Genomic DNA, 24,347 nt, shown 5'->3' on the forward strand with positions numbered 1-24,347 from the left:
CTTACATGCGCTCCAGGGTTTCCAGGCCGAGCAGTTCCAGACCTTGCTTGAGAGTGCGGCCGGTCAGCGCCGCGAGGCGCAGGCGGCTCTGCTGCTGCTGCGGGGTTTCGGCGGCAAGAATCGGGCAATTCTCGTAGAAGCTGGAGAACAGGCCGGCCAGGTCGTACAGGTAGCTGCACAGCACGTGCGGCGTGCCCTTGTCGGCGACGTTGTTGAGGATTTCGCCAAACTGCGCCAGGCGCGCGGCCAGGTCTTGCTCGTGGGCAGCCTGCAGCACGATGTTGCCGTCGACTTCATCGAAGCCCTTGCCCAGTTTGCGGAATACGCCGGCCACGCGGGTGTAGGCGTACAGCAGGTAAGGCGCGGTGTTGCCTTCGAAGTTGAGCATCAGCTCGAAGTTGAAGCTGTAGTCGCTGGTGCGGTGCTTGGACAGGTCGGCGTACTTCACTGCGCCAATGCCAACCACTTCGCCGATGTGGCGCAGCTCTTCGTCGGCCAGGCTCGGGTTCTTTTCCTTGACCAGCGCGTAGGCGCGCTCCTTGGCCTCGGTGAGCAGGTCGATCAGCTTCACGGTGCCGCCGTCACGGGTCTTGAACGGGCGGCCATCGGCGCCGTTCATGGTGCCGAAGCCCATGTGCTCCATCTGCATCGGGTGGCCGACGAAGCCTGCGCGGCGTGCAACTTCGAACACCTGGTTGAAGTGCAGGGCCTGGCGCTGGTCGACGAAGTACAGGGCGCGGTCTGCCTTGAGCACGTTGCTGCGGTAGCGCACGGCAGCCAGGTCGGTGGTGGCGTACAGGTAGCCGCCGTCGGCCTTCTGCACGATCACCGGCAGTGGTTCGCCTTCGCTGTTCTTGAACTCGTCGAGGAACACGCACTGCGCGCCCTGGTCTTCGACCAGCAGGCCCTTGGCCTTGAGGTCGGCGACCACGTTGGCCAGGTCGTCGTTGTAGGCGCTTTCACCCATCACGTCGGCCATGGTCAGCTTGACGTTGAGCAGCTCGTAGGTCTTCTGGCAGTGCGACAGCGAAATGTCCTTGAAGCGCGTCCACAGGGCCATGCAGTCCGGGTCGCCGGCCTGCAGCTTGACCACCAGGCCGCGGGCGCGGGTGGCGAATTCTTCGGACTCGTCGAAGCGTTTCTTGGCGGCGCGGTAGAAGTTCTCCAGGTCCGACAGCTCGTCGCTGGTGATCGGGTTTTCTTCCAGGTAGGCCAGCAGCATGCCGAACTGGGTACCCCAGTCGCCCACGTGGTTCTGGCGGATCACGTCATCGCCGAGGAACTCCAGCACGCGCGCCACGCTGTCACCGATGATGGTCGAACGCAGGTGGCCGACGTGCATCTCCTTGGCCAGGTTGGGTGCCGACATGTCGATCACAACCTTTTGCGCAGGGCCGGCCTTGCGCGCGCCCAGGTGGGCGTCGGCCAGTGCGGCATCCAGGCGGTTGGCCAGGGCGTCGGTGTTCTGGAAGAAGTTGAGGAAGCCGGGGCCGGCGATCTCGACCTTGCTGATGTCGGCGCTGGCCGGCAGGGCATTGATCAGTTTCTCGGCCAGGTCGCGCGGCTTCATGCCGGCCGGCTTGGCCAGCATCATGGCGATGTTGCTGGCGAAGTCGCCGTGGGTCTTGTCCCGGGCGTTTTCCACCTGGATCGCCGGCGACAGCCCTTCAGGCAGCACACCGTCGGTGACGAGTTGGGTGAGGGCTTGCTGGATCAGCTGGCGAATGGTGTCTTTCATGGGGATCTCTTTTCGACCGCAAGCGCGGTGGAGCGCTTGGATGCGCAGGTGGAAAAACTGGGCATTATCCGTGGCTGGGGGCGGGTTGCCAACCTTTGGGGGTTGCTTGCCTTGAGAATGCCGGGGCCGCTTTGCGGCCCATCGCGACACAAGGCCGCTCCTACAGGCGTTACGCGCCCCCGTGTAGGAGCGGCCTTGTGCCGCGATGGGCTGCAGAGCAGCCCCAACGTCAGTACAGGTCGACTGGATCGACATCCAGCGACCACCGCACCTGGCGCCCGCTCGGCATCTGCTCCAACACTAGCAACCAGGCGCTGATCAGTCGATGCAAAGGCGCCCGCGTATTGGCCTGTATCAACAGTTGCGCGCGGAAGCGCCCGGCGCGGCGCTCCATCGGTGCTGGTACCGGCCCCAGCAACTCGATGCCGGGCAGGCGCTGTTCGGCCACCAGGCGCTCGGCGGCGGCGCAGGCCTCGTCGAGGAAACCTTCGGCCTGCCCGGGCTTGTGCGCTTCGGCGCGCAGCAGCGCCAGGTGCGAGTAAGGCGGCAGCCCGGCGGCGCGGCGTTCGTCCAGGGCCTGCTCGGCGAAGGCGAAGTAGCCCTGCTCGGTAAGCTGCACCAGCAGCGGATGGTCGGCCAGGTGGGTCTGGATGATGACCTTGCCCGGCTCCTCGGCCCGCCCGGCCCGTCCGGCAACCTGCACGATCAGCTGCGCCATGCGTTCGCTGGCGCGGAAATCGCCGGAGAACAGCCCGCCATCGGCATCGAGGATGGCCACCAGGGTCACCCGCGGGAAGTGATGGCCCTTGGCGAGCATCTGGGTGCCGACGAGGATGCTCGGCAGGCCGCGTTGGATGGTGCTGAACAGGTTGTGCATGGCGTCCTTGCGCGCCGTGCTGTCGCGGTCCACACGCAGGATCGGGTAATCCGGGAACAGCACTTTCAGGCGTTCCTCGGCACGCTCGGTGCCGGCGCCGACCGGGCGCAGGTCAACGTGGTTGCACTGCGGGCACTGCTGCGGCAGGCTCTCGTCATAGCCGCAATGGTGGCAACGCAGCACGCCGGAGCGCTGGTGCACGGTCATGCGCGCATCGCAGCGCGGGCATTCTGACAGCCAGCCACAATCGTGGCACAGCAAGGTCGGGGCGAAACCGCGGCGGTTGAGGAACACCAGTACTTGCTGGCCCGCTTCCAGGGTTTGGCGGATGGCCTGCTGCAGTGGGCCGCTGATGCCGCTGTCCAGCGGCAGGCTCTTCACATCCAGGCGCAGCATGCGTGGCGGGCGGGCACCGCCGGCGCGCTGGTTCATGCGCAGCAGGCGGTAGCGACCGGTCAGGGCGTTGTGCAGGGTTTCCAGCGATGGCGTGGCAGAACCGAGCAGGATCGGGACGTTTTCCTGGTGGGCGCGCACCAGTGCCAGGTCGCGGGCATGGTAGCGCAGGCCTTCCTGCTGTTTATAGGAACCGTCGTGCTCCTCGTCGATGATGATCAGACCGGGGTTCTTCATCGGCGTGAACAGCGCCGAGCGGGTGCCGATGATGATGTCGGCCTCGCCGTCCCGGGCTGCCAGCCAGGCATCCAGGCGTTCGCGGTCGTTCACCGCCGAATGCAGCAGGGCGATGCGGGCGTTGAAGCGTTGCTCGAAGCGGGCCAGGGTCTGCGGGCCGAGGTTGATCTCCGGGATCAGCACCAGGGCCTGCTTGCCGGCTTCCAGTGTTTCGCGGATCAGCTGCAGGTACACCTCGGTCTTGCCGCTGCCGGTGACACCGGCCAGCAGGAAGGCGCCGAAGCCGCCAAAGCCTTCGCGCACGGCGTCGAAGGCGTCGCGTTGCTCTTCGTTGAGCGGCAGTTCCGGCTGTGCCAGCCAGTGTTCGTGGCGCAGCGACGGCAGGTGGCGGCGGACCTCGATCTGCACCAGGTCCTTGGCCAGCAGCAGGTCGAGGCTGTCCTTGTTCAGGTTGAGCTTGGCCAGCAAGCTGTGGGCCACGCCGTGCGGGTGCTGGGCCAAGGTCTTGAGGGCATCGCGCTGGCGTGGTGCGCGGGCGATGCGCGGGTCTTCCAGGCGGGCGCCGGGGGCGACGTGCCAGAAGCGCTCCTGGCGCATCTCGGCGGGTTCGCCCTGGCGCAGCAGGGTCGGCAAGGCCCAGCTCAGGGTGTCACCCAGGCTGTGCTGGTAGTACTGGGCGGTCCACAGGCACAACTTGAACAGCGACGGCGGGATCGGCGACACCGGGTCGAGCAGGGCGCTGGCCGGCTTGAGCTTGTCGGCGGGCACTTCGCTCTGCTCGCACACCTCCACCAGCACGCCGATCATTTCGCGGCGGCCGAATGGCACGCGAATGCGCATGCCCGGGGTCAAGGCCTGGCGCGCCATGCTTGCCGGCGCCTTGTAGTCGAACAGGCGACGCAGCGGGGAGGGCAGGGCAAGGCGCAGGATGACGTCGGACACGCGGAAAGTCTCGGAGGGCGTTTCAAAGACTGGCGAGCCTAGCAGACGACGGTCGGTGCAAGCGACAACTTGCGTTGGCGTGATGCTCTGGTATTATTCGCCGCCTAATTACGTGCGGTATTCAACAATTGGTGTTGGGTGGCGGCACGCAGCTCGAGGAAGTGACCATGAAAGCAGATATTCATCCGAACTACGAAGTAGTTGCAGTCACCTGCAGCTGCGGCAACAAGTTTGAAACCCGTTCGACCCTGGGCAGCACCCTGGCGATCGACGTTTGCAACCTGTGCCACCCGTTCTACACCGGTAAGCAGAAAGTCCTGGACACCGGTGGTCGCGTACAGAAGTTCGCCGATCGCTTCGGTATGTTCGGTACCAAGAAGTAATCATGCGCATGGCGAACCCATCGGGTTTCGCATTGCTGCAAAAAAAGGCGCCCCTTGTGGGCGCCTTTTTTATGGGCGTCATCTGGCATTTCCCGGCCCTGGCGTTCTGCCCGCTACCAGGCAGCCCTCAGCAGGTGGCGGTGCGCCAGGTGGTCGATGGCGATACCTTGCGTCTGGTCGATGGCCGCAGCGTGCGACTGATCGGCATCAATGCCCCGGAAATCGGCCGTAACGGGCGCACCAGCGAGCCCTATGCCGAGGCCGCCAGGCAGCGTTTGCAGGCCTTGGTCAAGGCCAGCGACGGGCGTGTCGGGCTGGAGCCGGGCGTAGAGGCCAAGGACAAATACGGCCGCACGCTGGCGCATATCTACGGCCGCAATGGCGACAATATCGAAGCACAGCTGCTCAGCGAGGGCTTGGGCTATCGCGTCGCGGTTGCCCCAAATGTGCGCCTCAGCGCTTGCCAGCAGCTTGCCGAGCAGGCTGCGCGCAAGGCTGGCTCCGGGCTGTGGCGTCGTTCGCCGGTGGTGCGTGCCGGGGATGTCCGGCAGTCGGGTTTCGCGGTCATTGCGGGCCGCATCGAAGACGTGGAGCGCAACCGTGGCGGGGTCTGGCTGAACCTGGACAGTGCGGTGGTGCTGCAGGTTCCCGCTCGTCTGCAGCGCAACTTCCCCGCCAGCTTCTTCGATAACCTCAAGGGACGCCAGGTCGAGGCGCGTGGCTGGGTGCTGGATCGTTCCCGCAAGGGCGGCCTCAAGCCCGGGCAGCGACGCTGGCTGTTGCCGTTGACCGATCCGAGCATGTTGGAGCGCATTTCAGGCTAAAAGATGTAGACATTTCGCTATTGGATTGTACACACTGTTAGCCGTATGCCCCGTGGGTTATAGCGTAAAGTCGTAGGCTAAAGGCCTTGACACAAGTGACCGACCAGTCTTGTGGCTCCCCGGCTCTTTGCGTATCCTCGGCGGTCCGTCAGAACAGTAAATAGCGGAATGCCCACCATGTCAGACCTGAAAACCGCCGCTCTCGAATATCACGCTCAACCTCGTCCGGGGAAACTGAGCGTCGAACTCTCCAAGCCCACCGCCACCGCCCGTGACCTCGCCCTGGCCTACAGCCCAGGTGTTGCTGAGCCCGTGCGTGAAATCGGCCGTGATCCAGAGCTGGCTTACAAATACACCGGCAAAGGCAACCTGGTTGCGGTGATTTCCGATGGCACCGCCATCCTCGGTCTGGGTGACCTCGGCCCACTGGCTTCCAAGCCGGTCATGGAAGGCAAGGGTGTTCTGTTCAAGCGTTTCGCCGGTATCGACGTGTTCGACATCGAAGTGGAATCGGAAAGCCCGCAGGCGTTCATCGACACCGTTCGCCGCATCTCGATCACCTTCGGTGGCATCAACCTCGAAGACATCAAGGCGCCTGAGTGCTTCGAAATCGAGCGCACCCTGATCGAACAGTGCGACATCCCGGTATTCCACGATGACCAGCACGGTACCGCCATCGTCACCGCGGCCGGCATGATCAACGCCCTGGAAATCGCCGGCAAGAAGCTGGAAGACGCCAAGATCGTCTGCCTGGGTGCCGGCGCTGCCGCCATCTCCTGCATGAAGCTGCTGGTGAGCATGGGTGCCAAGGTCGAGAACATCTACATGATCGACCGCAGCGGCGTGATCCACGCTGGCCGTGACGACCTGAACCAGTACAAGGCGCAGTTCGCCCACGCCACCGACAAGCGCACCTTGGCTGACGCCCTCGACGGTGCCGACGTGTTCGTAGGCCTGTCCGGCCCGAACCTGCTGAGCGCCGAAGGCCTGAAGTCGATGGCTGCCAACCCGATCGTGTTCGCCTGCTCGAACCCGGACCCGGAAATCTCGCCAGAGCTGGCGCACGCTACTCGCAGCGACGTGATCATGGCTACCGGTCGTTCCGACTACCCGAACCAGGTCAACAACGTACTGGGCTTCCCGTTCATCTTCCGTGGTGCCCTGGACGTTCGCGCCAAGCGCATCAACGAAGAAATGAAGATCGCCGCCGCCATCGCCCTGAAAGACCTGGCCAAGCTGCCAGTGCCGAAGGAAGTGTGCGACGCCTACGGCGTACAGGCTCTGGAATTTGGCCGTGAGTACATCATTCCGAAGCCGCTGGACGCTCGCCTGATCACCGTCGTTTCCGACGCTGTGGCCAAGGCCGCCATCGAATCCGGCGTGGCTACCCTGCCGTATCCGAAGCACTACCCGCTGACCAGCGTGGATGACGTGTTCAAAGGCTGATTGCTGCCTGGCGACACAAAAAAGCCCCGGCTCCTATGAGCCGGGGCTTTTGTTTACACGCTGCACTGATGATGCGGTCCCTTGTAGGAGCGGCCTTGTGTCGCGAAAGGGGTGCGAAGCGCCCACGGGGTTCATGCATCAAGCAGACATTGCTGGGGCCGCTTTGCGGCCCTTTCGCGACACAAGGCCGCTCCTACACGGACGGCGTTAACCTTCAGAACAGATCCATCGGCGCCGCTTCATCCGCCGGCAACGGGCTGCCCGGTGCTGCGCCAGTGCCCAGCTCGTCCACCGACGGCGGCGAGTCTTCGGCCTTGAACAGCTCGAAGTAGGCATTCGGTGTGCTCGGCGAAGCGGCACGGCCGCTGACCGGGTCGACGCGCAGGCTGAGGATGCCTTCCGGCTCTGCCGGCGCATGCGCAGGCTTGTCCTTGAGTGCCGCGCCCATGAAGCTCATCCAGATCGGCAGTGCCGCGGTGCCGCCGTACTCGCGGCGACCAAGGGTTTCGGGCTGGTCGAAACCGACCCACACGGTGGTCACGTAGTCGGCGTTGTAGCCGGAGAACCAGGCGTCCTTGGACTCGTTGGTGGTACCGGTCTTGCCTGCCAGGTCGGTGCGGCCCAGGGCCAGCGCCCGGCGGCCGGTACCGCGCTTGATCACGTCCTGCAGCATGCTGGTGAGGATGTAGGTGGTGCGCCCGTCGATGATCTGCTCGGCCACGGCCGGCACCTGCGGTGCAGGCGCCACCTGGCTGAAGGCTGCGGGTGCCTCGCCCGGCATGGCGGCGGTGCTGATCGGCTGTTCGGGCGCGGCCACACCTGCCTGGTCCTCGGCACCCTGCGGTACCCGGGCCGGGTTGGCGGTGAACAGCGTCTCGCCGTTGCGGCTTTCGATGCGATCGATCAGGTACGGGGTGATCTTGTAGCCGCCGTTGGCGAAAGTACTCCAGCCTGTGGCGATTTCCATCGGGGTCAGGGTGGCGGTGCCCAGTGCCAGCGACAGGTTGCGCGGCAGGTCCTGCTTGTTGAAGCCGAACTTGGCGATGTAGTCGATGGTGCGGTCCACGCCCATGGCCTGCAGCAGGCGGATCGACACCAGGTTGCGCGACTTGTACAGCGCTTCGCGCATGCGGATCGGGCCAAGGAAGGTGTTGGTGTCGTTCTTCGGTCGCCAGACCTTGTCCAGGTACTCGTCGACGAACACGATCGGTGCATCGTTGACTAGGCTGGATGCGGTGTAGCCACTGTCCAGGGCGGCGCTGTAGATGAACGGTTTGAAGCTCGAGCCTGGCTGCCGCTTGGCCTGCATGGCGCGGTTGTAGTTGCTCTGCTCGAACGAGAAGCCGCCGACCAGGGCGCGGATGGCGCCGTTGTAAGGGTCGAGGGTGACCAGCGCACTCTGCGCGCCAGGCACCTGGCTGAACTTGAACTTGCCATCCTCCAGGCGCTGCAGGCGCACCAGGTCGCCGACCTGGGCCACGTCTGCCGGCGACTGCGGCGCACGGCCCTGGGAGTTGCTATTGATGAACGGGCGCGCCCATTTCATGGTGTCCCAGGCTACCAGCTCTTCCTGGCCGCTGCGGGTCAGCACCTTGAGGCCGGTTTTTTCGACCTGGGTGACGATGGCCGGCTCCAGGCCGCCAAGGCTGCGCTGCTTGCCCAGTTCCTGCAGCCAGGCCGCCTGGGTGCGGCCCGGGAAGCGTGCTTCGGGGCCGCGGTAGCCGTGGCGCTCATCGTAGTCGGAGAGGCCGTTGAGGATGGCCTTGTTGGCCATTTCCTGCATGTCGCTGGGCACCGTGGTGGTGACGCGGAAGCCTTCGGTGTAGGCGTCGCTGCCGTAGCGGCCGACCATTTCGGCGCGGGCCATTTCGGCGATGTAAGGCGCATTCACTTCAGGCGTGGGCACGTGGTAGCTGGCGTTGAGCGGCTCGGCCAGGGCTGCCTGGTAGCTGGCTTCGTCGATCTTGCCAAGCTTGTACATGCGGCCGAGGATCCAGTCGCGGCGCTCCTTGGCGCGCACCGGGTTGGCCAGCGGGTTGAAGCGCGATGGTGCCTTGGGCAGGCCGGCGATCATCGCCATCTGCGCCAGGCTCACGTCGCGGATCGACTTGCCGTAGTACACCTGCGCGGCGGCATCGATACCGTAGGCGCGGTTGCCCAGGTAGATCTTGTTCACGTACAGCTCGAGGATCTCGTCCTTGGTCAGCTCGCGCTCGATCTGCAGGGCCAGCAGAATCTCGTTGGTCTTGCGCGAGAAGCTGCGCTCGCTGGTGAGGAAGAAGTTCTTCGCCACCTGCATGGTGATGGTACTGCCGCCGGTCTGGATATGGCCGGTTTTCACCAGCTGGGTCGCGGCGCGCATCAGGCTGCTCGGGTCGACACCGTAGTGGTTGAGGAAGTTGTCGTCCTCGGCCGACAGAAGCGCCTGGATGAATTGTGGGGGAATTTCCGCGAAGCGGATCGGCGAGCGGCGCATTTCGCCGAACTCGGCAATCAGCTTGCCGTCGCTGCTGTACACCCTGAGGGGGATCTGCAACTGGATGCTTCTGAGCGACTCGACCGAGGGCAGGCTGGGGCTAAGATACAGAAACGCACCGCTCACACCGAGTACGAGCGCGCAGATGACTGCGACGGAAGACCACCAGAAGAACTTCAGCAGACGTATCAAGGCTTTTCGGTGTCCAGGTTGGGAGTGGATTGCACGCAGGTCCGGCGGACCAAAAAACGCTGGGCATTATAAGCATTTTTTCGCCTCTCCGGGTTACCGGCCAGGCTGCCCGTCGCCTCGATGGGCCGGCGCGGCCTAGTGTTGACGCGGGGTTGGGGCAGGTAGCCGCGACAGATGGCGGCGACAGACAACAAGGATGCCACGATGCTAGGACGCTTCGGCAAGGATGCCGGTTCACTCGTGGGGGTGGAAATTGCCCCCGACTCCGTTCGGATTGTGCAACTGCAGCGGCGTAACCGGCGCTGCCGGGTGCTTGCCTCGGTACAAGAACCGTTCGAATCACCGGCTGGCAGTGACTGGGCGGCAGAGCCTGGCGCCGTGGCGGCTGCCTTGAGGCGCGCCTACCGACGCAGCGGCCTCAGGCAGCGCCGGGTCGCGCTGGCACTGCCGGGCAACCAGGTGATCTGCAAGCTGTGCCACCTGTCAGTGGAGCAGGGCGGGGCAGAAATGGAGGCGCAGCTGCTGGCTGACGCCGAACGGCTGTTTCCATTTCCGCTGGAAGACCTGGCCCTGGATTTTCAGGTGCTGGGAGGCTCTAGCGTCCAGCCAGGCTGCGCCGAGGTGATGGTGGCTGCGTGTCGGCAGAGTGCACTGGCGCCACTTGAGGGCATCGTCGAGGAGGCCGGGTTGCAACTGGAGGCCGTGGAGGTCGACAGCATTGCCTTGGGGCGCATGCTGCCGCTGGCCAGGCACCAAAGCTCGGCGTTGCTGCGTATCGAGGCGCAAAGCACCACCCTTCATGGCTGGCAGTCGGGTCGGCCTCGGCAACGGCGTGAGCTGAACCTGGGGCTGTCGGCGATAGCCGGGGCGCTGCCGGAGCGCCTGCTGGCCCTGCTCGCCGGTGAGCCTTTGCCCGATTGTCTGTTGATCGCCAGCCGTTCTCCGATCGAGCCGGGCCAGTTGCAGAGCCTCGGCTCCCGGTTGAACCTGCCGTGTCGCCTGGTGCCCGACCTGGCGCGCCTGGAACACGTCGATGGCGCGATGATTCTGGCGTGCGCCCTGGCTCTCGGAGGGTTGCGCCGATGATGCGGCTGAACCTTCTGCCCTGGCGCGAACGGCAACGCCAGGCCGCCTTGCGGTCTTTCCGCAGGCGACTGGTCGCCGGCGCGCTGCTGGCCCTGTGTGGCGTGACGCTGGTCGACCAGCTGGCCCGCCAGCGCGGGCAGCAGCAGGCGCTGGCCAATATCCGCCACCAGGCGGCCCTTGAGGTGTTGGGCGAGCAATTGCAGCCGCTGGCCGATGTGCGTGCGCAGCATGAGGCGTTACTGGCACGTGCGGTGGCGCTGGAAGGCCTGCGTGCCAACCAGGATGTGCTGGCCGGGGTGTTCGCTGACCTCGAGCGGGCGTTGCCAGTGGGTGTGCAACTGCTCGACCTCAGCCTGGAAGGCGGCAGCCTGCAGATGACCGGGCTGGCTACGTCCGGTGCCGTGGTCGCGCAGTTCATGCGGGACCTGAGCCGCTCGAGTGCGCTGGTTGGTCTGGAGCTCAAGCGCATCAGGAGCCTGCCGGGCGGCGATGAATTCCTGCTGGGCGCGCGCGTTTCGGCGTTCTGGTCGTGAATGCTGCACAGGTGCTCGGCTGGCTGGCCATGGCCGAGCGCTCCAGCCGCTTCAGGCAGCTGGCGCCAGTGCTGGTGGCCTTGGCGTTGTTCGGCCTGGGCTGCGCCATACGTCTCCCGGCAGCGCTGCAGCAGCAGGCGCAGGAGGAGGCTCGGCACGCCGAGTTGCACGAACAGCATTCATCCGGCGCGGTGCAGCTGGCCGAACTGGAGCAGCTCCACGCGTCTGTGGCCATTGCCGAGCGACGCTTGCGGGAGGCGTACTGGCACCTGGCGGCCGGGGAGGGCATGAGCGACCTGCTCGAGCGCCTGGCGGCGTCGGGGCATGAGCACGGCTTGCTCATCGAGCGCTTCGATGTACATGAAGATGAACAACAGGCGGGCTTGCGCAAGGTACCGCTGGAGCTACAGGTGGTGGGGCGATACGCGGCCTTGCGCCAGTGGCTGGGCGATTGGTTGGGCCAGGCGCGTGTGCTCCGCGGCGGTGACCTGCAGCTGGCTCCAGCAGATGGCAAGCCTGGCCTGCTGCGCCTGCAGTTCCGGTTTGATGCCTATCAGGCGCTGGCGCCAGTGCCGGAGCCTGCGATGCTTGCGCGCATGCCAGCCAGGGGCGTGACGGCAGCGCCCCCGGTCGACCCGTTTGCGCCCGGGGCGACGCGATTGACGGGCAGCGGGTTGGCCGACGTGCCTTTGGCGCAACTGGAGATGGTCGGCAGCCTGTCGCGTGGGGCGGAGCACGAAGCGCTGCTGATGGCGGCCGGCAGGCTCTATCGCGTGCGCCCTGGGGACCGGGTCGGGCGTGACCAGGGGGTGGTGGCGAGGGTTGATCAAACCCAGGTCGAAGTACGCGAACGGCTGTTCATGGCAGGGGTGTGGCATGAACGCACGGCGTTCATCACACTCGCAAAGCACCTGGGCAAGGAGGCCCCGGACGACGATGAAAACATTGATGAGATGGATGCTGGCAGCCCTGCTACCGGTCCCGCTGGCGTCGGCGACGCCTTATCAGGGTGAACCACTGTCGCTGAACTTCCAGGATGTGGAAGTGCGCTCGGTGCTGCAGGTGCTGGCTGACTATGCTGGCGTCAACCTGGTCGCCAGCGATGCCGTGCAGGGTAGCGTCACCTTGCGCTTGCAGGATGTGCCATGGGATCAGGCGCTGGACCTGGTGCTACGCAGCAAGGGCCTGGCCCGGCGCCAGGAGGGCAATGTGCTGTTGGTGGCGCCTGCGGCCGAGTTTGCCGCGCAGTCTGTCGATGCCCGTGTGGGCCAGGCGCTGGATGCGCAGTTGCAGCCGTTGCGCCGGGAGCTGTTGCCCATCCATCACGCCAAGGCTGCCGAACTGGCGGAGCTGCTGCTGGCGAGCCTGGCGGATGACGGCATCCTCGCCGGTCGGGGCAGCCTGAGTGTCGATGAGCGCACCAATACGCTGGTGGTGCACCTGCCGGCCGACCGCCTTGCCGAGCTGAGGCAACTGGTGGCGCAGTTGGACGTACCGGTGCGCCAGGTGGCGATCGAGGCGCGTATCGTCGAGGCCAACGTCGATTACGAAAAAAGCCTGGGGGTGCGCTGGGGTGGGCCGCTTTACGTTGAAGACCCGCTGCCGGGCAAGGACCTGTTCGTCGACCTCGGGGTGGAGCGGGTGGGCGGCAGCATCGGCCTGGGCCTGCTGCGTGGCGACGTGCTGCTCGACCTGGAGCTCAGTGCCATGGAAAAGAGCGGCAACGGCGAAATCATCTCGCAGCCCAAGGTGGTCACGGCCGACAAGGAAACGGCCAGGATCCTCAAGGGTACCGAGGTGCCGTATCAGGAAACCAGCAAGAGCGGCGCCACCTCGGTAGCGTTCCGCGAAGCCTCGTTGTCGCTGGAGGTGACCCCGCAGATCACCCCGGACAACAAGGTGATCATGACCGTCAGGGTGACCAAGGACGAGCCGGATTACGTCAATGCCTTGAACAACGTACCGCCGATCCGCAAGAACGAGGTCAATGCCAAGGTTCGCGTGGTGGACGGTGAAACGATCGTGATTGGTGGCGTGTACTCGACTTCGCAAAACAATGTGGTCGACAAGGTGCCATTTTTCGGCGATCTGCCGTATGTTGGGCGGCTGTTTCGACGCGATGCATTACAAGAGAAAAAATCCGAGCTGCTGGTCTTCCTGACTCCGCGTATCATGAGTGACCAGGCGATTGCTGTGAGTCGTTGATTCTGTGCGAAATTTGATACTTGTGGGGCCCATGGGCGCTGGTAAAAGCACCATCGGACGCCTATTGGCCAAAGAGCTGCGCCTGCTGTTCAAGGATTCCGACAAGGAAATCGAACTGCGATGCGGCGCCAACATCCCGTGGATTTTCGACAAGGAAGGCGAGCCGGGTTTCCGTGATCGCGAGCAGGCGATGATCGCCGAGCTGTGCGCACTCGACGGCGTGGTCCTGGCGACCGGCGGTGGCGCGGTAATGCGCGAAGCCAACCGCCAGGCCCTGCACCAGGGTGGCCGGGTGATCTACCTGCATGCCTCGGTGGAACAGCAGGTTGGCCGCACCGCGCGTGATCGCAATCGCCCCCTGCTGCGCACCGCCAATCCCGAGGCGACCTTGCGCGCCCTGCTGGAAACCCGCGACCCGCTCTACCGCGAGATCGCCGACCTGGTGGTGGAAACCGACGAGCGGCCGCCACGCATGGTGGTGATCGATATTCTCGAGCGCTTGCAGCAGTTGCCGCCCCGTTAGCCCGGGACTATTCTCGGCCACCAGCGCCGAGGCGAGGTTCAACGTTACCGCGCGGGTGCCTGAACAGCGCCGCGCCCAAGTACATTGTGGGGATACATGCAGACACTAAAGGTCGACCTGGGCGAGCGTAGCTACCCGATCTACATTGGCGAAGGCCTGCTGGACCAGCCCGAGCTGCTGGCGCCGCACATCGCCGGGCGGCAGGTTGCCATCGTTTCCAACGAGACCGTCGCGCCTCTGTATCTAGAACGCCTGAGCAAGACCCTGGGTGCCTATTCGGTGCTGCCGGTGGTATTGCCCGATGGCGAAGCCCACAAGAACTGGGAAACCCTGCAACTGATCTTCGATGGCCTGCTGACTGCACGGCACGACCGCCGCACCACCGTGGTCGCCCTGGGTGGCGGCGTGATCGGTGACATGGCCGGCTTCGCTGCCGCCTGCTATCAGCGCGGCGTCGACTTCATCCAGGTGCCGACAACCCTGCTGTCCCAGGTCGACTCTTCGGTCGGCGGCAAGACCGGCATCAACCACCCGCTGGGCAAGAACATGGTCGGTGCCTTCTACCAGCCCAATGCGGTGCTGATCGACACCACCAGCCTCAAGACCCTGCCGGCGCGCGAGCTGTCCGCAGGCCTGGCCGAAGTGATCAAGTACGGCCTGATCTGCGACAAGCCGTTCCTCGCCTGGCTCGAGGACAATATGCAGGCGCTGCGTGCCCTCGACCCGGTGGCGCTGACCGAAGCCATCCGCCGCTCCTGCGCGGCCAAGGCCGCGGTGGTGGGTGCCGACGAGCGCGAGTCTGGCGTACGCGCCACGCTGAACCTGGGGCATACCTTCGGGCATGCCATCGAGACCCACATGGGTTATGGCGTGTGGCTGCACGGCGAAGCCGTGGCGGCGGGCACGGTGATGGCCCTGGAGATGTCCATGCGCCTTGGCTGGATCGACCAGGCCGAGCGCGATCGCGGAATCCGCCTGTTGCAGGACGCAGGTTTGCCGGTGGTGCCACCACAGGAAATGACCCCGGCGCATTTCATGGAGCACATGGCGGTCGACAAGAAGGTGCTCGACGGCCGTCTGCGTCTGGTGCTGCTGCGCCAGATGGGCGAGGCCGTGGTGACCGACGACTATCCGAAAGAGATTCTACAGGCCACGTTGTCGGCGGATTACCGCGCGATCGTGGCCCAGCTTTGAGGTTGTGACAGCGCAATGACCAGTTTGCATGCCGATGAGGCCTTTCTCGACCATTACCAGTTGAGCCACGATCCGTTCGCGCCCCGCGTGCCCGGCTTCAAGTTCTTCCCGGCCCAGCGCAAGCCCGTGCTCGGCCAACTGCACCACCTGGCGCGCTACAGCCAGCTGATGCTGGTTGTCACCGGCCCGCTGGGCAGCGGCAAGACCCTGCTGCGCCAGGCCCTGGTGGCCAGTACCAACAAGCAGGCGGTGCAGAGCGTGGTGGTGTCCGCCCGTGGCGCCAGCGATGCCGCCAGCGTACTCGGCCAGGTTGCGCAGAGCCTGGATGTGGCCGAGGCCGAAATGCAGGCGATCCTGGCCAAGGTGGTGCAACTGGCACTGACCGGCCAGGAAGTGTACTTGCTGGTGGACGATGCGGAACAACTCGACGAGTCGGCACTCCAAGCGTTGCTGGAATTGGCGGCGGGCGTGCCGGAAGGGCGCCCGCATGTGTTCCTGTTCGGTGAGCCGTCGCTGATTGCCGGGCTGGACGAGATCAATGTCGAGGAAGAACGCTTCCACATCATCGAACTCGCCCCCTACAGTGAAGAAGAAACCCGCGAGTACCTGGAGCAGCGCCTGGAAGGTGCTGGCCGGGGCATCGAGGTGTTCAGCCGTGAACAGATCGTCGATATCCATGAAAACTCCGACGGCTGGCCTGGCAACATCAACCAGGTCGCCCGTGACACTTTGATCGAAGCCATGATCGCCAGCCGCTCGACGGCCAAGCGACCATCCATGGGGTTCAAGATGCCTAAAAAACATGTGCTCGCGCTGTCCGCTGTGGTTGTGGTCGCCGTTGCGGCCGCGGTGTTGATGCCGAAGAAAGGTGACAAGGCGCCTGCCGAAGCGCCGGCCGCCCAGGCCCAGTTGCCGCTTGGCGAGGGCCAGGCCAATGGTGGCAACCCAGCCATCGAGTTCTCGGGTTCGTCCCAGCCGATGCCGCTGCCGCTGGTTGGCCAGTCGCAGCCGGTGATGCGCGAGCCGCTGGCCCAGGCCGCGGGCATGGGTGAGGGTGAAGAGGGTAGCCCGGCCGGTGATACCGCCCTGCAGCCAGGCAACCCGCCGCCAACCGTGACCACCATCGCACCGCCGCAAGGTGTGCCGGCGGGCCCGGCACCGGTACCTGCCCAGCCTGTAGCCACGGCGCCGGCCCAGCCGGTACAGCCGCAATCGCAGCCGGTTGCGCCTGCACCAAAGCCTGTCGCAACCCAGCCTGCCAAGCCGGTTGCACCAGCCAAGCCTGCACCAGCACCGACCCAGGTCGCCGTGGCCAAGCCGGCCGCCAAGCCTGTCGAGAAGCCGGCAGCCGGTGGCAGCGGCAACAGCGGCTGGTACGCCGGGCAGAAACCGGGCAATTACGTGGTGCAGATCCTGGGTACCAGCTCCGAGGCATCGGCCCAGGCGTTCGTCAAGGCCCAGGGTGGCGACTATCGCTACTTCAAGAAAAACCTGCAGGGCAAGCCGCTGTACGTAGTCACTTACGGCAACTTCGCCAACCGCGACGCAGCGGTTGCGGCAATCAAGAACTTGCCAGCGAAGGTCCAGGCTGGTAAACCTTGGCCACGTACCGTCGCCAGCGTCCAACAAGAGCTGGCCTCGGCCCGCTGATACCTTCCGGGCGGCACCACCCCGCCGCCCAGTTGCTGAGCGATTACTGACTTTCGAATAGCCTGCTGCGTTGTCACGCGGCAGGCTTTTCTGTCCCAGACTGCCGGCCACAAGCCTTACTTGCAGTCATGGCTGAAACGCTTCAGACTCGAGCCAAGCCGCTATCACGGCGCATGGCGCAAACACATTCAAAATTGCGACATAAATTTTCAATGGTGAGACATGAAAATTTGTGGGCATCGCTGTCGCTGTGCAACAATGGTTTTCCATGGCCACCGCAAAAAAGCTGGCGTTTGATCGGCGTGGATGGTAAGTGGTTGTTAAAAAAGAGATTTACCTCCGTTGAGAGGTGAACCTGGTGAGAATGTGTCTATGAAAACAGGTCTGTACCATCCCGAAGAATTCAAGGACAACTGTGGTTTTGGCCTGATCGCCCATATGACGGGCGAACCGAGCCACCACCTTCTGCAAACCGCCATGCAGGCACTGACCTGCATGACCCACCGCGGCGGTATCAACGCCGACGGCAAGACCGGTGACGGTTGCGGTCTGCTCATGCAGAAGCCCGATCAATTCCTGCGTGCCGTGGCCCAGGAGCACTTCGCTGTCGAGCTGCCCAAGCAGTACGCAGTCGGCATGGTGTTCTTCAACCAGGACCCGGTCAAAGCCGAAGCCGCTCGCGCCAACATGGACCGCGAAATCCTCGCTGCTGGCCTGAAGCTGGTCGGCTGGCGCAAGGTGCCGATCGATACCAGCGTGCTCGGCCGCCTGGCCCTTGAGCGCCTGCCGCAGATCGAGCAGGTGTTCATCGGCGGTGAAGGCCTGAGCGACCAGGAATTCGCCATCAAGCTGTTCAGTGCCCGTCGCCGTTCGTCCGTGGCCAACGCCCACGACGCCGACCACTACATCTGCAGCTTCTCGCACAAGACCATCATCTACAAAGGCCTGATGATGCCGCGCGATCTCGCGGCCTTCTACCCAGACCTGGGTGACGAGCGCCTGCAAACCGCAATCTGCGTGTTCCACCAGCGCTTCTCCACCAACACCCTGCCGAAATGGCCGCTGGCGCAGCCGTTCCGCTTCCTCGCCCACAACGGCGAGATCAACACCATCACCGGCAACCGCAACTGGGCCATGGCTCGTCGCACCAAGTTCGCCAACGACCTGATCCCCGACCTCGACGAGCTCGGCCCGCTGGTCAACCGCGTCGGTTCCGACTCCTCGAGCATGGACAACATGCTGGAGCTGATGGTCACTGGCGGCATCGACCTGTTCCGTGGCGTGCGCATGCTGGTACCGCCAGCCTGGCAGAACGTCGAGACCATGGACGCCGACCTGCGTGCCTTCTACGAATACAACTCCATGCACATGGAGCCGTGGGATGGCCCGGCCGGTATCGTGATGACCGAAGGCCGCCATGCGGTGTGCCTGCTCGACCGTAACGGCCTGCGCCCGGCGCGCTGGGTGACCACCAAGAACGGCTACATCACCCTGGCGTCGGAAATCGGCGTATGGGACTACAAGCCCGAGGACGTCATCGCCAAGGGCCGCGTCGGCCCGGGTCAGATCTTCGCCGTGGACACCGAAACCGGCCAGATCCTCGACACCGACGCCATCGACAACCGTCTTAAGTCGCGCCACCCGTACAAGCGCTGGCTGCGTCAGCACGCCACGCGCATCCAGGCGACGCTGACCGATGACCAGGGCGTGGCCAGCTACGACGCTGACCAGCTCAAGCAGTACATGAAAATGTTCCAGGTCACCTTCGAAGAGCGTGACCAGGTGCTGCGCCCGCTCGGCGAGCAGGGCCAGGAAGCGGTCGGCTCGATGGGGGACGACACGCCAATGGCCGTGCTGTCGCAGCGCGTGCGTTCACCGTACGACTTCTTCCGCCAGCAGTTCGCCCAGGTGACCAACCCGCCGATCGACCCGCTGCGCGAAGCGATCGTCATGTCCCTGGAAATCTGCCTGGGTGCCGAGCGCAACATCTTCCAGGAATCCCCGGAGCACGCTTCGCGGGTAATCCTCAGCTCGCCGGTCATCTCGCCCGCCAAGTGGCGTTCGCTGATGAACCTGGAGCGCGAAGGCTTCGACCGCCAGCTGATCGACCTCAACTATGAAGAGAGCGTCGGCCTGGAAGCGGCCATCCGCAACATCGCCGACCAGGCTGAAGAAGCCGTGCGCGCTGGCAAGACCCAGCTGGTGCTGAGCGACCGCTACATTGCCCCGGGCAAGCTGCCGGTGCACGCCTCGCTGGCCGTCGGTGCGGTGCACCACCGCCTGACCGAACAGGGCCTGCGTTGCGACAGCAACATCCTGGTGGAAACCGCCACCGCCCGCGACCCGCACCACTTCGCCGTGCTGCTGGGCTTCGGTGCCTCGGCCGTTTACCCGTACCTGGCCTATGAAGTGCTGGCTGACCTGATCCGTACTGGCGAAGTGCTGGGCGACCTGGACGAAGTCTTCAAGTACTACCGCAAGGGCATCTCCAAGGGCCTGCTGAAGATCCTGTCGAAGATGGGTATCTCCACCATCGCCTCGTACCGTGGCGCGCAGCTGTTCGAAGCCATCGGCCTGGCCGAGGAAGTGGTGGGCCTGAGCTTCAAGGGCGTTTCCAGCCGCATCAAGGGTGCGCGTTTCGCAGACCTGGAAAGCGACCAGAAGCTGCTGGCAGCCGAAGCCTGGAGCGCGCGCAAGCCGATCCAGCAAGGCGGCCTGCTGAAGTTCGTCCACGGTGGCGAATACCACGCCTACAACCCGGACGTGGTCAACACCCTGCAGGCCGCCGTGCAGCAGGGCGACTACGCCAAGTTCAAGGAATACACCACGCTGGTCGACCAGCGCCCGGTGTCGATGATCCGCGACCTGCTGAAGGTGAAAGTGGCCGACCAGCCACTGCCGCTGGAGCAGATCGAGCCGCTGGAGGCGATCCTCAAGCGCTTCGACTCCGCCGGTATCTCGCTGGGTGCTCTGTCGCCAGAGGCCCACGAAGCGCTGGCCGAGGCGATGAACCGCCTGGGCGCGCGCTCCAACTCTGGCGAGGGCGGTGAAGACCCGTCGCGTTACGGCACCATCAAGAGCTCGAAGATCAAGCAGGTGGCCACCGGCCGCTTTGGCGTGACCCCGGAGTACCTGGTCAACGCCGAAGTGCTGCAGATCAAGGTTGCCCAGGGCGCCAAGCCCGGTGAAGGCGGCCAGCTGCCAGGCGGCAAGGTCAACGGCCTGATCGCCAAGCTGCGTTACGCGGTACCGGGCGTGACCCTGATCTCGCCGCCGCCGCACCACGACATCTACTCGATCGAAGACCTGGCCCAGCTGATCTACGACCTCAAGCAGGTCAACCCGCAGGCCCTGGTTTCGGTCAAGCTGGTGGCAGAAGCTGGCGTCGGCACCATCGCCGCCGGTGTGGCCAAGGCCTATGCCGACCTGATCACCATCTCCGGCTACGACGGTGGTACCGGTGCTTCGCCGCTGACCTCGATCAAGTACGCCGGCGCCCCATGGGAGCTGGGCCTGGCCGAAACCCACCAGACCCTGCGCGGCAACGACCTGCGCGGCAAGGTACGGGTACAGACCGACGGCGGCCTGAAGACCGGCCTGGACGTGATCAAGGCAGCCATCCTCGGCGCCGAAAGCTTCGGCTTCGGTACCGCGCCGATGATCGCCCTGGGCTGCAAGTACTTGCGCATCTGCCACCTGAACAACTGCGCCACCGGCGTGGCCACCCAGAACGACAAGCTGCGCAAGGACCACTACATCGGCACCGTCGACATGGTGATCAACTTCTTCACCTTCGTCGCCGAAGAAACCCGTGAGTGGCTGGCCAAGCTGGGCGTGCGTAGCCTCGGCGAGCTGATCGGCCGTACCGACCTGCTCGACGTGCTGCCAGGCGACACCGAGCGCCAGCAGTACCTGGACCTGTCGCCGCTGCTGGGCAGCTCGCACATCCCGGCTGACAAGCCGCAGTTCTGCGAAGTCGACAAGAACCCGCCGTTCGACCAGGGCGAGCTGGCCGAGAAGATGGTGGAAATGGCCATGCCGGCCATCCGCGACCAGGCCGGTGGCGAGTTCAGCCTCGACATCTGCAACTGCGACCGCTCCATCGGTGCGCGGGTGTCGGGCGAAATCGCCCGCCTGCATGGCAACCAGGGCATGGCCGCGGCGCCGATCACCTTCCGCTTCAAGGGTACTGCGGGCCAGAGCTTCGGCGTGTGGAACGCCGGTGGCCTGAACCTGCACCTGGAAGGCGACGCCAACGACTACGTCGGCAAGGGCATGACCGGTGGCAAGGTCACCATCGTGCCGCCAGCCGGTAGCCCGTTCGAAACCCAGCACAGCGCCATCGTGGGCAACACCTGCCTGTACGGCGCCACCGGCGGCAAGCTGTTCGCCGCTGGTACTGCTGGCGAGCGCTTCGCTGTACGTAACTCCGGCGCCCACGCTGTTGTCGAGGGCACTGGCGATCACTGCTGTGAATACATGACCGGCGGCTTTGTCTGCGTGCTGGGCAAGACCGGTTACAACTTCGGTTCTGGCATGACTGGCGGCTTCGCCTACGTGCTCGACATGGACAATACCTTCGTCGACAAGCTCAACCATGAGCTGGTGGAAATCCAGCGTATCAGTGGTGAAGCGATGGAGGCCTACCGCAGCCACCTGGCGCGGGTCCTTGCCGAGTACGTGGAAGAGACCGGCAGCGAGTGGGGGCGTGAGCTCTCGGAGAACCTGGACGATTACGTGCGGCGCTTCTGGCTGGTCAAGCCGAAGGCAGCCAACCTGAAGCAACTGCTGTCCAGCACCCGTGCCAACCCGCAGTAACAACAGCTGCAAGTGACGGCCCCGTGCGCGGGGCCTGTCGTGCTCAAGTGATCGTCTTGCAGCTTGCAGCCTGAGGCTGGCAACTGCGGTAAAGAGGTTTTGAAAAATGGCTGAACGTCTGAACAACGACTTCCAGTTCATCGAAGTGGGCCGCAAGGACCCGAAGAAAAAGCTGCTGCGCCAGCGCAAGAAGGAGTTCGTGGAAATCTACGAGCCGTTCAAGCCGCAGCAGTCCGTGGAGCAGGCGCACCGCTGCCTGGGCTGCGGTAACCCGTATTGCGAATGGAAGTGCCCGGTACACAACTTCATCCCCAACTGGTTGAAGCTGGTCTCCGAAGGCAACATCCTGGCCGCGGCGGAACTGTCGCACCAGACCAACACCCTGCCGGAAGTGTGCGGCCGCGTATGCCCGCAGGACCGCCTGTGCGAGGGTGCCTGCACCCTGAACGACGGCTTCGGTGCGGTGACCATCGGCTCGGTGGAGAAGTACATCACCGACACCGCCTTCGCCATGGGTTGGCGCCCGGACATGTCCAAGGTCAAGCCAACCGGCAAGCGCGTCGCCATCATCGGTGCCGGCCCGGCCGGCCTGGGCTGTGCCGACGTGCTGGTGCGTGCCGGCGTGACCCCGGTGGTGTTCGACCGCAACCCGGAAATCGGCGGCCTGCTGACCTTCGGTATTCCCGAGTTCAAGCTGGAAAAGACCGTGCTCAGCAACCGCCGTGAAGTGTTCACCGGCATGGGCATCGAGTTCCGCCTGAACACCGAGGTGGGCAAGGACGTGACCATGGAGCAACTGCTCGCCGAGTACGACGCGGTGTTCATGGGCATGGGTACCTACACCTACATGAAGGGCGGCTTCCCGGGCGAGGACCTGCCGGGCGTGCATGACGCGCTGGACTTCCTGATCGCCAACGTCAACCGCAACCTGGGCTTCGAGAAGTCGCCGGAAGACTTCGTCGACATGCAGGGCAAGAAGGTGGTGGTACTGGGCGGTGGTGACACCGCGATGGACTGCAACCGCACCTCGATCCGCCAGGGCGCCAAGTCGGTGACCTGCGCCTATCGCCGTGACGAGGCCAACATGCCGGGTTCGCGTCGTGAGGTGAAAAACGCCAAGGAAGAGGGCGTGAAGTTCCTTTACAACCGCCAGCCTATCGCCATTGTCGGCGAGGACAAGGTCGAAGGCGTGAAGGTGGTCGAGACTCGTCTCGGCGAGCCGGATGCCCGTGGCCGCCGCAGCCCGGAGCCGATCCCGGGGTCCGAAGAGATCCTGCCGGCCGATGCCGTGGTCATCGCCTTCGGCTTCCGCCCAAGCCCGGCGCCGTGGTTCGAGCAGCATGGCATCCAGCTGGACAGCCAGGGCCGCGTGGTGGCACCGGAGAAGGGCAAGTTCAAGCACCAGACCAGCAACCCGAAAGTGTTTGCCGGTGGCGACATGGTGCGTGGGTCGGACCTGGTGGTGACGGCTATCTTCGAAGGGCGTACTGCTGCTGAGGGTATCCTGGACTACCTGGAAGTCTGATCGATTGTCGGGGCCGCTTTGCGGCCCATCGCGACACAAGGCTGCTCCTACAGGGGATCGCGTACTTCCTGTAGGAGCGGCCTTGTGTCGCGATGGGCTGCAAAGCAGCCCCCAAAGGCATTTTTGTATACAAAAATCCTTGATCCATGGCATCCAATAGACAAAACGCATGGCCTTGACCGTGCCTTTTGCGCTGGCGTCTGAGAAAATGCCCGCACTATTTTTCCGGATGCCGACATGACTGCCCTGAAGAACGATCGTTTCCTGCGTGCACTGCTCAAGCAACCCGTAGACGTCACCCCGGTGTGGATGATGCGCCAGGCCGGCCGCTACCTGCCGGAGTACCGCGCCAGCCGCGCCAAGGCCGGTGACTTCATGAGCCTGTGCATGAACCCGCAGTTCGCCTGCGAGGTCACCTTGCAGCCGCTGGACCGCTACCCGCTGGATGCGGCGATCCTGTTCTCGGACATTCTCACCATCCCGGATGCCATGGGCCTGGGCCTGTACTTCGAAAGCGGCGAAGGCCCGCGCTTCAAGAAGGTCATCAGCACCCCGGCCGACATCGAAGCGCTGCCGATCCCCGACCCGCAGAAAGACCTTGGCTACGTGATGGACGCGGTCAGCACCATCCGCCGTGAGCTCAACGGCCGCGTGCCGCTGATCGGCTTCTCCGGCAGCCCGTGGACCCTGGCCACCTACATGGTCGAAGGCGGCTCGTCGAAGGACTTCCGCAAGACTAAGGCCATGGCCTACGACAACCCGCAGGCCCTGCACCTGCTGCTGGACAAGCTGGCCCAGTCGGTCACCAGCTACCTCAACGGCCAGATCCTCGCTGGTGCCCAGGCCGTGCAGATTTTCGACACCTGGGGCGGCAACCTGTCGGCGGCGGCTTACCAGGAGTTCTCCCTGGCCTACATGCGCAAGATCGTCAGCGGGCTGATCCGCGAGCACGAGGGGCGCAAGGTGCCGGTGATCCTGTTCACCAAGAACGGCGGCCTGTGGCTGGAAAGCATCGCTGAAGCCGGCGCCGACGCGCTGGGCCTGGACTGGACCTGCGAGATCGGCGATGCCCGCCGCCGCGTGGGTGACAAGGTTGCGCTGCAGGGCAACATGGACCCGACCGTGCTGTACGCCAAGCCCGAAGCTATCCGCAAGGAAGTGGCGCGCATCCTGGCCAGCTATGGCCACGGCACGGGCCACGTGTTCAACCTGGGCCATGGCATCACACCGGAAGTCGACCCGGAGCACGCTGGCGTGTTCATCAACGCCGTACATGAGCTGTCGGCGCAATACCATCAGTGAATT

Annotated in this window: 16 protein-coding genes; 13 read left to right on the forward strand and 3 right to left on the reverse strand. The window is 64.6% G+C overall.

Annotated elements, in window-relative coordinates; genetic code table 11:
* Position 1: 1 nt before the first annotated feature.
* Complete coding sequence (gene argS / locus CAG00_RS02930) at positions 2-1,738, reverse strand: arginine--tRNA ligase (RefSeq protein ID WP_013974613.1); 1,737 nt, start codon at positions 1,736-1,738, stop codon at positions 2-4.
* A 229-nt stretch (positions 1,739-1,967) separates the two neighbouring features.
* Positions 1,968-4,187: a primosomal protein N' gene (locus tag CAG00_RS02935; protein ID WP_085663464.1), complete on the reverse strand. Its 2,220-nt coding sequence runs from the start codon at positions 4,185-4,187 to the stop codon at positions 1,968-1,970.
* A gap of 167 nt (positions 4,188-4,354) precedes the next feature.
* Here CAG00_RS02935 and rpmE point away from each other — a divergent pair, with 167 nt between their 5' ends.
* The 3 genes from rpmE to CAG00_RS02950 all read left to right on the forward strand — a co-directional run bounded on the left by rpmE (position 4,355) and on the right by CAG00_RS02950 (position 6,840).
* A complete protein-coding gene (gene rpmE / locus CAG00_RS02940) occupies positions 4,355-4,570 on the forward strand; it encodes a 50S ribosomal protein L31 (RefSeq protein ID WP_003257833.1) in 216 nt (71 codons plus the stop codon).
* Positions 4,571-4,572: 2 nt separating this feature from the next.
* A complete protein-coding gene (locus CAG00_RS02945; protein WP_085663465.1) occupies positions 4,573-5,394 on the forward strand; it encodes a thermonuclease family protein in 822 nt (273 codons plus the stop codon).
* Positions 5,395-5,571: 177 nt separating this feature from the next.
* Positions 5,572-6,840: a malic enzyme-like NAD(P)-binding protein gene (locus CAG00_RS02950; protein WP_024087853.1), complete on the forward strand. Its 1,269-nt coding sequence runs from the start codon at positions 5,572-5,574 to the stop codon at positions 6,838-6,840.
* 214 nt (positions 6,841-7,054) lie between these two features.
* Here CAG00_RS02950 and CAG00_RS02955 read toward each other — a convergent pair whose 3' ends face one another.
* Positions 7,055-9,505 (reverse strand): penicillin-binding protein 1A, encoded by a 2,451-nt coding sequence (locus CAG00_RS02955; RefSeq protein ID WP_371915762.1) that lies wholly within the window; start codon positions 9,503-9,505, stop codon positions 7,055-7,057.
* 207 nt (positions 9,506-9,712) lie between these two features.
* Here CAG00_RS02955 and pilM point away from each other — a divergent pair, with 207 nt between their 5' ends.
* The 10 genes from pilM (at position 9,713) to hemE (ending at position 24,344) form a co-directional block, all read left to right on the forward strand.
* On the forward strand, positions 9,713-10,594 hold the full coding sequence (gene pilM / locus CAG00_RS02960) for a type IV pilus biogenesis protein PilM (RefSeq protein ID WP_085663467.1): 882 nt from the start codon (positions 9,713-9,715) through the stop codon (positions 10,592-10,594).
* A complete protein-coding gene (locus tag CAG00_RS02965) occupies positions 10,591-11,127 on the forward strand; it encodes a PilN domain-containing protein (protein WP_085663468.1) in 537 nt (178 codons plus the stop codon). The genes pilM and CAG00_RS02965 overlap by 4 nt, the downstream gene beginning before the upstream one ends.
* Positions 11,128-11,138: 11 nt before the next feature.
* A complete protein-coding gene (locus tag CAG00_RS02970; RefSeq protein ID WP_176240853.1) occupies positions 11,139-12,140 on the forward strand; it encodes a pilus assembly protein PilP in 1,002 nt (333 codons plus the stop codon).
* The gene (locus CAG00_RS02975; protein ID WP_085663470.1) at positions 12,064-13,332 is read left to right on the forward strand and encodes a type IV pilus secretin PilQ; all 1,269 of its coding nucleotides are present in this window, start codon (positions 12,064-12,066) and stop codon (positions 13,330-13,332) included. The genes CAG00_RS02970 and CAG00_RS02975 overlap by 77 nt, the downstream gene beginning before the upstream one ends.
* Positions 13,333-13,336: 4 nt before the next feature.
* Entirely contained in the window at positions 13,337-13,855 is a 519-nt protein-coding gene (gene aroK, locus CAG00_RS02980; RefSeq protein ID WP_025340956.1) for a shikimate kinase AroK, read from the forward strand.
* 96 nt (positions 13,856-13,951) lie between these two features.
* Positions 13,952-15,049 carry a 3-dehydroquinate synthase gene (gene aroB, locus CAG00_RS02985; protein ID WP_015272135.1) on the forward strand — a complete coding sequence of 366 codons (1,098 nt, stop codon included), beginning with the start codon at positions 13,952-13,954 and terminating at the stop codon, positions 15,047-15,049.
* 15 nt (positions 15,050-15,064) lie between these two features.
* Positions 15,065-16,699 carry an AAA family ATPase gene (locus CAG00_RS02990; protein ID WP_085663471.1) on the forward strand — a complete coding sequence of 545 codons (1,635 nt, stop codon included), beginning with the start codon at positions 15,065-15,067 and terminating at the stop codon, positions 16,697-16,699.
* Between the two features lie 372 nt (positions 16,700-17,071).
* Positions 17,072-21,517 carry a glutamate synthase large subunit gene (gene gltB, locus CAG00_RS02995; RefSeq protein ID WP_025340954.1) on the forward strand — a complete coding sequence of 1,482 codons (4,446 nt, stop codon included), beginning with the start codon at positions 17,072-17,074 and terminating at the stop codon, positions 21,515-21,517.
* A gap of 106 nt (positions 21,518-21,623) precedes the next feature.
* Complete coding sequence (locus CAG00_RS03000; protein WP_013974599.1) at positions 21,624-23,042, forward strand: FAD-dependent oxidoreductase; 1,419 nt, start codon at positions 21,624-21,626, stop codon at positions 23,040-23,042.
* Positions 23,043-23,279: 237 nt separating this feature from the next.
* Positions 23,280-24,344: a uroporphyrinogen decarboxylase gene (hemE, locus tag CAG00_RS03005; protein ID WP_025340953.1), complete on the forward strand. Its 1,065-nt coding sequence runs from the start codon at positions 23,280-23,282 to the stop codon at positions 24,342-24,344.
* Positions 24,345-24,347 lie beyond the last annotated feature (3 nt).

Origin of the sequence: Pseudomonas sp. B5(2017), assembly GCF_002112825.1 — a bacterium.
GTDB lineage: Bacteria > Pseudomonadota > Gammaproteobacteria > Pseudomonadales > Pseudomonadaceae > Aquipseudomonas > Aquipseudomonas putida_Z.